This is a genomic window from Oceanisphaera sp. W20_SRM_FM3 (genome assembly GCF_052119705.1).
Lineage (GTDB): Bacteria > Pseudomonadota > Gammaproteobacteria > Enterobacterales > Aeromonadaceae > Oceanimonas.
The window spans coordinates 1-1,087 of record NZ_JBGQOP010000045.1; the positions used below are offsets into that span (position 1 = coordinate 1).

The 1,087-nt window shown below is 49.2% G+C and carries 1 protein-coding gene; it reads left to right on the top strand.

Annotated features, from left to right (window positions below; translation table 11 throughout):
* Nucleotides 1–41 precede the first annotated feature (41 nt).
* A protein-coding gene (locus tag ACEN2G_RS14200; RefSeq protein ID WP_442022648.1) for an IS630 family transposase occupies nucleotides 42–1,068 on the top strand; the annotation gives its coding sequence in 2 pieces (ribosomal slippage) (nucleotides 42–494 and nucleotides 496–1,068; 1,026 coding nt in all).
* The last annotated feature ends 19 nt before the right edge of the window (nucleotides 1,069–1,087 follow it).

Here is a 1,087-nt window from a genome sequence, read left to right on the forward strand (position 1 = left end):
TGTGATCTAATTGGACTTATTCTGATTTCACTGTAACTAGTATGTCCGATTCAATCGACTTCTTAGCCCTCGCTAAGGCTGAAACCAACGCCAGAAAACGCATACGATTGCTGGCGTTGGCACATTTTCAGGAAGGCCACTCTCGAACTGACATAGCTCGCTTTCTCAAGGTTGGCCGTGCAAGTGTCAACAAGTGGGTAACCAACTTCTTGCTGCACGGCGTATCAGGGCTGGACAATGTTCGTCCGACAGGTCGCCCAGCCAAGTTGGAAGCCAAACAATTATCACAGCTCAGTGATTATATTGATCAACAAAGCCGACAGACTAACGGTGGTCGATTACAAGGTGCTGATATACAAAGGTATATAGAAACTGAGTTTGGAGTGACCTATGAGATCTCCAATATCTACCGTCTACTCAGAGAACTGGGTTTTTCCTGGATAACCAGCCGATCACGCCATCCTAAGCGGGATGAGCAGGCACAGGATGCTTTTAAAAAAGTTCAAACTGGAAACGATCCTTAACATCCCCGGCCATGTTTCGCTTACCAATGTAGACATCTGGTTTCAGGATGAGGCTAGATTTGGACAGCAAAATACCACCACGCGTCTGTGGGCTAGGCGCGGCAGCCGCCCTCGCGCTGTTCAGCAGCAACAATTCGAATCCGCTTATCTTTTCGGTGCGGTTTGTCCTGCGACTGGTGCCACGGAGGCTCTGCTTAGTCCACTGGTCAATCGGGAAATGATGAAGCAGCATTTGGCACTGATCTCAGCTCGCACAGAGCCCGGTCGTCATGCGGTGGTGGTCATGGACGGTGCGGGGTGGCATACCAAGGAGTGTGCGGATGAGTTTCCCAATCTCAGTCTGCTCAAGTTGCCACCCTATTCACCCGAGTTGAACCCCATTGAACAAGTATGGAGCTGGCTTCGCCAGCATGCCTTGGCTAACCGTTGCTTCAAGGATTACGACGACATTCTTGATGCCTGTACATCGGCATGGAAACACTTTATTGCCGACGTGGATCGAGTGAAATCACTATGTAATCGAAGCTGGACAAAACTGATCTAATGTTTAATCCGATTGGTAT